The 8,393-nt window shown below is 65.5% G+C and carries 7 protein-coding genes; 3 read left to right on the forward strand and 4 right to left on the reverse strand.

Annotation, left to right across the window (positions count from 1 at the left end; genetic code table 11):
* Positions 1–123 precede the first annotated feature (123 nt).
* The 3 genes from BO1_RS47530 to BO1_RS47540 all read right to left on the reverse strand — a co-directional run bounded on the left by BO1_RS47530 (position 124) and on the right by BO1_RS47540 (position 4,258).
* Positions 124–1,503, reverse strand: coding sequence for a DUF1329 domain-containing protein (locus tag BO1_RS47530; protein WP_028223594.1), 1,380 nt, complete (start codon positions 1,501–1,503; stop codon positions 124–126).
* Positions 1,504–1,581: 78 nt separating this feature from the next.
* Positions 1,582–3,144, reverse strand: a complete 1,563-nt coding sequence (locus tag BO1_RS47535; protein ID WP_043289173.1) for a DUF1302 domain-containing protein — start codon at positions 3,142–3,144, stop codon at positions 1,582–1,584.
* A gap of 250 nt (positions 3,145–3,394) precedes the next feature.
* On the reverse strand, positions 3,395–4,258 hold the full coding sequence (locus BO1_RS47540; RefSeq protein WP_028223596.1) for an SDR family oxidoreductase: 864 nt from the start codon (positions 4,256–4,258) through the stop codon (positions 3,395–3,397).
* A gap of 204 nt (positions 4,259–4,462) precedes the next feature.
* Between BO1_RS47540 and BO1_RS55820 the strand changes: the two genes are divergently transcribed.
* Genes BO1_RS55820 through BO1_RS47555 form a run of 3 tightly spaced genes read left to right on the forward strand, consistent with a single transcriptional unit; the run spans position 4,463 to position 6,563 of the window.
* Positions 4,463–5,362 carry an alpha/beta fold hydrolase gene (locus tag BO1_RS55820; RefSeq protein ID WP_043289175.1) on the forward strand — a complete coding sequence of 300 codons (900 nt, stop codon included), beginning with the start codon at positions 4,463–4,465 and terminating at the stop codon, positions 5,360–5,362.
* Entirely contained in the window at positions 5,359–6,165 is an 807-nt protein-coding gene (locus BO1_RS47550) for an SDR family NAD(P)-dependent oxidoreductase (protein ID WP_043289176.1), read from the forward strand. The genes BO1_RS55820 and BO1_RS47550 overlap by 4 nt, the downstream gene beginning before the upstream one ends.
* Positions 6,166–6,173: 8 nt before the next feature.
* On the forward strand, positions 6,174–6,563 hold the full coding sequence (locus BO1_RS47555; RefSeq protein WP_028223598.1) for a nuclear transport factor 2 family protein: 390 nt from the start codon (positions 6,174–6,176) through the stop codon (positions 6,561–6,563).
* A 79-nt stretch (positions 6,564–6,642) separates the two neighbouring features.
* Here BO1_RS47555 and dbpA read toward each other — a convergent pair whose 3' ends face one another.
* Entirely contained in the window at positions 6,643–8,040 is a 1,398-nt protein-coding gene (gene dbpA / locus BO1_RS47560) for an ATP-dependent RNA helicase DbpA (protein ID WP_028223599.1), read from the reverse strand.
* Positions 8,041–8,393: the final 353 nt, after the last annotated feature.

Below are 8,393 nucleotides of genomic sequence, written 5' to 3' on the forward strand. Positions count from 1 at the left end.
CCAAGTTAAGGCCAACGCCCCAAATAGAGAAATCACAATTTCGCCCTCCGTGGAGGAAAAAAAAGCCCGCAGCCACTCAGGCATGCGCATGAGGCCTACGGGCAAGCTCGCGAAAGGAACTATTTAGACGCCGTCACCGCGAATCGCATCGGGCGAGTAGTAGGCCTCGTTGCTCTGTGTGGTAGGCGTGAGCACAGGCATAGGCTCCTGATTCGTCAGACGGTCCGCATAATAAGCGCCCGAAATCAGATCGTGATAAAACACCGACGTCGAATAGAACGTCTTCGCATCAAACGCATAGAGCGTAGGCGCGAGGTTCGTGCGCCACAGCGTGCCGCGCGCGTCGTAGTTGTCGGCGGCCACGGCGTTCCAGGTGTCCTCATCGAGATAGAGCACACGCTTGGCATACTGGTGACGGTAGCCATCCTTGAGCGTCGCCTGCAGCACCCACACGCGATGCAACTCGAAGCGCATGTACTGCATGTCTTCATGGCCCTTCGTGAGCAGCGTCGTGTACTTGATCGACGGGTCCATCAGCTTGTAGTTGTCGTACGGCACGTAGACTTCGCGCTTGCCGAGGATCTTCCAGTCATAACGCTCGCCCGAGCCATTGAAGAGGCGGTCGTCGTCCACGGTGCGAAAGCCTCCCGGACCTTCGGGCTGGTCGAAGCCGAACTCCGGCGACTGGCGCACGCGTCGCGTGCCAGGGTTATACGTCCACGTGCGGCGCGTGTCCGAACCGTCCTGGTCCCACATTTCGTAACCCGTAATGATCGTGCCGCGATCGGAGAGCGGCAGCACCACGGTCTGGCGGAAGAAGCTGCGGGCGTTGAGCTTGTTGGCCGGATCGAACGGCAGCGCCGAGCGCGGTCCGTAGATCGAATACTGCACCTTGCCCCACGCGATATTGCCGTCCGGGTAGACCACGGCCTGGTCGTAGGTCGCATTCTCCGACTCCACCGCCGAGGCGAAGCGCAGGTTCCACATCGCTTCCACGCCGGTTTTCGGCACCGGGAACGGCGTCACGGGCGGGAAGTCCTTCAGCCCGTTCTGGTCCTTCGTCATCACGGTGTTAGGCGCGTACTCCTTGATGGCCTTGTAGACGGAATCAGGGTAGGCAAAGTCGCGGTGGCTCGGGTAGACCGTGATCTTGAAGGTGTCCGGGTACTTCTTGAACAGCGCCTTCTCGCCGTCGGTCAGTCGCGCCGCGTACTGATCCATGTTTTGCGCGGTGATCGTGAAGAGCGGCTTGTCGCTCGCATACGGGTCTGGATAGCGCTCGCCCGGCTTGTAGTTGACGTTGGAAGGCGCACCCACCCACTTGCCGGTCCAGGCCGGGATGGTGCCGTCGGCGTTGCCGGCGCGCTCGGCGCCCATCGGCGTGAGCGTGCTGTCGAGCTTCGCAATGTCGGCGGCGCTCGTCTTCGCGAACGTGCCCGCGGCAAGCGCGACGCCCGCCGCGAGTGCGCAGACTTGCATGGCGTGGTGAAAGGTTCGACTCATGTCCATTCCTCTTGCGGTAAAGATACGGCTGGATCAAAGACCCCGAAAGCGGGCGCCAACCGGTATGGCGCCCTCGCTTCAGAAGGAGTACGTAGCGGTGGCAAGCACGTAGTCGCGGTCGGCGAGCGGTCGCAGCGTCGCGTTGGGCGTGCCCAGGAACTTCGCGTAGACGAGCGAGAGCTTCAGATTCGAAAGCCGCGTGAAGTCCACCCCCACGGTTACACGGTGGTCGCCCACGCCCGTGAGCGAGCCGAGTGCGCCGGATAGCGCCGACGTGCCGGTGAAGTCGGAGGCGTAGGTGAGCGGCACGTCGAGGTCCCAGCCAGTGAAGACGTTCTTGTAGCTGAGCGTCCAGGCCACTTCGTAGGCCGCCGCGTTGCGCGTGTTCGTGAGCGTGCTCGTGCCGTTCACAGGCGTGACGTTGCCGGTGTGCACGTACGAGACTTCGGCCACGAGTGTTTGCGACGCCGCGAGGAACGTCGGCCCGATCGTATAGATGGCCGACAGGTTCGACTGCCAGACGTCGCCGCGCGTGGCGGTCGCCCCAGCGGGTGCGTTCACGAGCACCGCGGCGCCCTGGCGGTACGAGGTTTCGCCAGCGATGTTCACGCCACCTGCTTCGGTCGAAAAGCTCAAGCCGGTGAGCTTGATGTGATCGAAATACTTCTCCTGGTACTGGAGCGTCGGGTAGTACGACATCACGACACTCGGGTTCATGTCGTTGTAGTGCAGGTAATAGGCGCCGATCTCGGTGGCGCCGTAGACCCGCCAGCGTGCGCCGATACCCCATTGCTGGTCGTTGCCGGGGCGGATGTCGTTGCCGCGCGGAATCTGGATGCCGCCCGGGCCGATAATGTATTGCGAGCCGGGGCCGACGATGTCCGAATAGCTCCAATAGCCGCCGGGTGGCACGAGCTGGTTCGCCTCAAAGGCGAACTGGTAATAGCCCATCAGGCTGAATCGGGGGGTGAGCTGCCACTGCGTGGAGATCTGCGGCACCGGCAGCAGAATGTCCTTGACCTCGGCACCCGCCACGTAGGACTTGGTCGCGTCCGCAGGGCCCTGCGCGCCCGCGATGTTCGGGAAGAACACGCTTTCGCCCCATGCCACCACCTGGTCGCCCACCTTCACGTTGAGGTTGGTCTGGCCGATGTGGAAGGTGTTGTAGGCGTAGGCCGCCAGCAGTTGGGGCCGCGCGCCGGCCCAGTAGCTCGTGTCACCCGTGAACTGGTTGTAGGTGCCCGAATGGTTCACCGTGTCCGGTGCGTCGTTGTAGTTCGGGCGGTGATAGACCTGATCGTAGAACGCATCGGCCCGCACGAAGACACCCCAGTCGTCGTGCTTGAGGTTCACCTCGCCAAGGATGTTGCCCTGGTTCTCCATCAGCTTGCCGGCCTTGAAGTTGCGGTCCCCGTCGTCGCCGTTGATGTTGGCCGGAGTGAGCAGATCGCCGCTCGGCGAGCGCGTGCGCACGCCGAGCCCGTAGCCGATCGTGAAGTTGTAGTCGAGCGTGGTGTTGTTGCCGAAGTCGATCTCGTCGCCTGCCCACGCGTTCGTCGCGGCGCTCACGCACGCAGCTGCAAGGGCAAGCCGGCAGGCGGCGGTGATCGGTTTTAACGCACGCGATGTTTCGATTCTCATTGTGTCTCCTCAGATGGCTTTCTGGTGGCTCTTTCGATGGCTCTGCTTGGGTCCTGGCCGTGGCGCTTCGCTGGCTCGCCCGGGGTCGTCTCGTGCACCGGGGCTTTGTTGTGGACAGAGGTTAGGGCGCTTGTGCGCAGCGAGAATCGTCAATACGGACTAGTTGGTTCCCCTCAGTGTCCAGATCGACGTCGTGCGCAATGTCGCTAGCGGGCCCCGATTCGTCCCGCTCGTGTGGGCTTATCTGTGCCTATGCACTGCCGAACGCCTTGCCCGCCTCGGTGGCCGCGAGAAAGGCGGGCACTTCGCCGCCGCCTTCGAGCACGAGATTCGAGCCCGACGCGTACGACGCGTGAGCAGAAGCGAGAAAGAGGCAGGCGTTGGCCACGTCCGCCGGCGTGGCGAGACGTCCCGCGGGCACGGTGGCCGCCGCCGCGCTCAAGCCTGCTTCGCCCACGTGGTCGGCCGTGGCCGCTTCGGTGTGCACGAGGCTCGGGCTCACTGCGGCCACGCGCACCTTCGGCGCCCATTCGACGGCGAGCGAGCGCACGGCGTTGAGCACGCCCGCTTTCGCCGCGCCATAGGCTGCCGTGCCGGGCGAGGGCCGCAGGCCGCTCACGCTGCCCACGAAGAGCAGCACGCCGCCTTCGGCCTGGCGCTGCATCACCGCGTTGGCGCGCTGGGCGAGCCAGAGCGGCGCGATCAGGTTCAGCCGGATCACCGACTCCGTGAAGCGCGGCGATGCCTGCGCGGCAAGCGCGAACGGCGCGCCGCCCGCGTTGCTCACGACCACGTCGAGCCGGCCGGTCTCGGCCTCGATGCGTGCGATGAGGGCGTCGATGGCGTCGATGTCGCGCACGTCGGCGGCCACCGCGCGCAGCGCGGGCGTTGCGCTTGTATCTGCGTCGGTGTCGGCGTTTGTGTCCGCTTTTGCGGGTGCTTTTACGTTTGCGTGGGTGTCGGTGGATGCGGCGCCCGCGTCCGGCGCCACGTTGCGTCCGCAGACGTAGACGGTTGCGCCGGCGAGCCGGAATGCCCCGGCGATCGCCGCGCCGATGCCGCGCGTGCCGCCCGTCACGAGCACGGTCTTGCCGCTGTAATTAAAGGGTGTCATGAGCCTCGTCTCCTGAATGCGCCGTTGCGCGCCTGGATGCGCCGGTGCATGCCGGCGCGCTGGCGAGGCCGATGGTAGGGGAAATGCCGGGGGCTTTCTTAGTCTGAAAAGACGATGCGGCGCACGTTCGCGCCCCGGATCATCGGTTTGGAGAATGGATGCGCGGCGCGGCACAGCGTTGCCCCGGACAGGAGACAAAAGCACATGACAGCAACACCGAACACGGCTTTACCCGCCGGCACTATCGGATCTTTCACCGATGTGCCCAGCGGCCTGAGGCTGCATCATTTCGAAGCCGGCAGCGGCGAGCCCGTGGTGTTCATCCACGGCAGCGGCCCCGGCGCCAGCGGCATCAGCAATTTCCGCCATAACTACGCGCCCATCGCGGCGGCCGGCTACCGCGTTATCGTGGTCGACCTGCCGGGCTACGGCGCGTCGTCCAAGCCCGCCGATGCCGAATACACGCTCGACTTCTTCGTTCAGGCCCTGCGCGAGCAGCTCGTCGCGCTGGGCGTGGGCCGCGCCACGCTGCTCGGCAATTCGCTGGGCGGCGCGATCGCGCTGAAGTACGCGCTGGACTATCCGGACGACGTCAAGGCGCTCATCATGATGGCGCCCGGTGGCGTGGAGGAGCGCGAGACCTACTTCCGCATGGAAGGCATCCAGAAGATGGTCTCGCTCTTCACCAATCGTCAGATGAACCGGCAGACCATGCGGTATCTGCTGGAGCTGCTGGTGCACGATCGCAGCCTCGTGACGGACGCGCTCGTGGAGGAGCGCCTGAAGGTGTGCGAAACGCAGCCGCCCGAAGTGCTCTCGACGATGCGCGTGCCCAACCTCACGGCGCGGCTCACGGAACTGCGCTGCCCGGTGCTCGGTTTTTGGGGCACGCAGGACCGCTTCAACCCGGTGAGCGGCGCGATGCACTTCCTCGAGCAGTGCGAGGACGCGCGCTTCGTGTTGATGAACCGCTGCGGGCATTGGGTGATGGTGGAGCACCGCGAATATTTCAACCGCGAATGCGTGGATTTTCTCGCCGACCTCGACAAGGGAGCAGACCACGCGGAACGCACAAGCAAGACACAGGATAAGGAGACGGCATGACCGGCACGCAACCCCAGACGCAAGCGCTTACACAGCAACTCTTCGACATGAGCGGCAAGGTGGCCGCGATCACGGGCGCCGCGCGTGGCATCGGCGCGCAAACGGCGCGTACGCTCGCGGCCGCCGGCGCCGCCATCGCGGTGCTCGATGTCCTGCCGCAGGGCGAGGCGCTCGCGGCCGAGATCGTTGCGGCGGGTGGCAAGGCGCATTTCTGGCGCCTCGATGTCACGCAGGAAGCCGAGGTGCAGCGCGTGTTTGGCGAGATCGTGGCGCGCTTCGGGCGGCTCGACGCGCTCGTGAACAATGCGGGCATCGAAGGCGCGAACGTGCCCACGCACGAGATCACGCTCGCGCAGTGGCGCCAGGTGATGGACGTGAACGTGACGGGCGTGTTCCTCTGCACCAAGTACGCGATTCCGGCCCTGCAGCAGGCCGGCGGCGGCGCGATCGTGAACGTCTCGTCGATGTACGGGATCGTGGGCGGGCCGGACGTGCCCGCCTATCACGCTTCGAAGGGCGCCGTGCGCCTGATGGCGAAGACCGATGCGATGCTGTACGCCGCGCAGGGCATTCGCGCGAACTCGGTGCACCCGGGCTTCATCCGCACGCCGATGCTCGAAGAGGCGTTCGAGAAGATCGGCGACCCCGAGCAGATCTTCGGGCAAATGAAGCTGATGGTGCCGCTCGCGAAGATCGGCGATCCGCAGGATATCGCGTCGGGCATCCTCTATCTCGTCTCGCCCGCGGGCCGCTATGTGACCGGCACCGAGCTCATCATCGACGGCGGCTATACCGCACGCTAGGAGTCCGAATGACAAACGACACCGCACATATGAAGGCGTGCTTGCGCGAATACGTGGAGGCATTCAACGCAAGCGACGCCGCGCGCGTGACCGGGCTGTTCGCCGACAACGCCACGGTCGAAGACCCGGTGGGCACGCCCATCAAGCGCGGGCGCGACGAGATCGAGGCGTTCTATGGGCACGCCACGAAGGTGGGCGCGCGGCTCGAGCTGATCGCGCCGCCGCGCGGTTCGCACACGAACGCGGCCACCATCACGTTCAAGGTCCACGTTGCGGGTCCGAACGGACCGGCGCACATCGACGTGACCGACGTGATGGAATTCGACGCGCACGGCAAGATCGTGAGCATGCGCGCGTACTGGGGCGCGGACGACTATCACCCCGCGAACGCAGCCTGAGCGGGTTCTGGGCTCGTGCTGAGCCCATTCATGGCGGGACGCGCATTGCACGCCGTCCCGCCGCGCGCCAGTTGCCCGCTTACTCTTCCATCAGGCGGGCGCGCACCTTCTTGCCCTTCACCTTGCCGGCGTTGAGCCGGTTCACCGCCTTGCGCGCGATGCTGCGCTCGACGGCCACATAGGTTGAAAAATCCGTGACGTTGATCTTGCCGATCTGCGCGCCGCTGAAGCCCGCCTCGCCGGTGAGCGCACCCAGCACGTCGCCGGGGCGGATCTTTTCCTTTCGTCCGCCGAGAATCTGCACGGTTTCCATGGGCGGCAGCAAGGGCGCGTCGCTGGCGGGCGTGAGCTGCGCAAGCGGTTGCCATTCCACTTCGCGCTTGAGCGCCTGCTCGATGCCGCCCACGCGGCCCATCTCGTCCATGCTCGCGAGGCTCAGCGCCCAGCCGTCCTGATCCGCGCGTCCCGTGCGGCCGATGCGGTGCACGTAGACCTCGGGGTCGGGCGTGACGTCGACATTGATCACGGCTTCGAGCTGGGCGATGTCGAGACCGCGCGCGGCCACGTCGGTTGCCACGAGCACCGAGCAACTGCGGTTCGCGAACTGGATCAGCACCTGGTCGCGCTCGCGCTGGTCGAGCTCGCCGTGCAGCGCGAGTGCATGAAAGCCCTGGGCGCGCAGCACGTCGAGCAAGTCGCGGCATTGCTGCTTGGTGTTGCAGAACGCGATCGTGCTCACGGGCCGGTAGTGATTGAGCAGCATGCCCACCGCGTGCAGGCGCTCCTCGTCCGTCACCTCGTAGAAGCGCTGGCGGATCTTGCTGTCGTCGTGATGCTCTTCGAGCTTCACTTCCTTGGGATTGCGAAGGAATTGCTGGCTCAGCTTCGCGATGCCTTCGGGGTAGGTGGCCGAGAACAGCAGCGTCTGACGCTCCTTCGGGCATTGCCGCGCCACCTTGGCGATGTCGTCGAAGAAGCCCATGTCGAGCATGCGGTCGGCTTCGTCGAGCACGAGCGTATTGAGCGTGTCGAGCGAGAGGATGCCGCGCTCGAGGTGATCCATGATGCGGCCCGGCGTGCCGACGATGATATGCGCGCCGTGCTCGAGACTGGCGGTCTGCGGCTTCATCGGCGTGCCGCCGCACAGCGTGAGCACCTTGACGTTCTCTTCGGCGCGCGCGAGACGGCGGATCTCCTGCGCGACCTGATCGGCCAGCTCGCGCGTGGGGCAGAGGATCATCGCCTGCACGTCGAGGCGGCGCGCATCGAGCTTCGCGAGCAGCGCGAGCGAGAAGGCGGCGGTCTTGCCGCTGCCCGTCTTCGCCTGGGCGATGAGGTCGTTGCCGGCGAGCGCGATCGGCAGGCTGGCGGCCTGGATGGGCGTCATCTCGACATAGCCGAGGCGGGCGAGGTTCTCGAGCGTGGCGGGCGCGAGCGCAAGCGCGCTGAAGGGCGTGGCGGTGGGTGTGTTTGTCATACGTGGTCTCGCGCCCCGGGGGCGGATGCCGCGCGGCAGTCGCACGGGGCGCGCGGCGCGGCAAGGATGGATCGGGCGGCGATGGGGGCATCGCGCGTGGCGCAATTCTAGCCGAAGCGCGCGCGGGGGCGTCTGGTTTGTCCAATGTCAACGGGATGGCGGGTTCCTGGCGGCTTGTTGCGGCCCGCAGCGGCGGGCTGGCCGAATTTAAGAATTTTCGTGTACAAAGATAAAAATCGCTCTTCCAAGATAAATGCCTGTGGGTGGTGTGGTCTGCCGCCCTCGCATCGCAGACTCTCTCTTCGGAAGGAAGCGGCATATGAAGGACGCAGTGACAGGGCGTGAAGTTGCCC

The organism is Paraburkholderia oxyphila NBRC 105797, from assembly GCF_000685075.1.
Classification (GTDB): Bacteria; Pseudomonadota; Gammaproteobacteria; order Burkholderiales; family Burkholderiaceae; genus Paraburkholderia; species Paraburkholderia oxyphila.